Origin of the sequence: Psychroserpens luteolus (assembly GCF_021032705.1) — a bacterium.
GTDB lineage: Bacteria > Bacteroidota > Bacteroidia > Flavobacteriales > Flavobacteriaceae > Psychroserpens > Psychroserpens luteolus.
This window is the reverse complement of the sequence record NZ_JAHVXI010000041.1, coordinates 1-354: the sequence shown is the minus strand read 5'-3', so window position 1 is coordinate 354 and position 354 is coordinate 1. Positions and strand designations below refer to the sequence as shown.

Sequence of the window (354 nt, the reverse complement as noted above, 5' to 3'; positions counted from 1 at the left end):
GATATGTGATTACCAACGAAGATGCTTCGGTAATCTTAGCCATATCGCCTTCGGCAACCATAGATCTTAATGGTGCTGGTGTTGGAACGTGTCAAATTTGGGGTTGGTCATACAGAGGAATGGCCGATAATGGTGCGTCGTTTATTGGTGGACCTTTAGCCGATCTTGATGCTGCTGAATGTTCAGATATATCAGATAATGCTGTAAATGTCATCCGCGAAGCTGCCGATGGTGGGACTGTTGCTATCGATCTTGCTGCTACCGGAAATCCTAATAATACAACATCTTTCAATGGAGATACTGAAGCAGTAATCTGTGTCGATTCTCAAGCAGATCCTTTAGTGATCACTCATG

Annotated in this window: 1 protein-coding gene; it reads left to right on the top strand. The window is 43.8% G+C overall.

The window, feature by feature from the left end:
- Nucleotides 1–354, top strand: a 354-nt coding sequence (locus KWG70_RS17750) for a hypothetical protein (RefSeq protein ID WP_230937376.1), incomplete at both ends; no start/stop codon positions are given.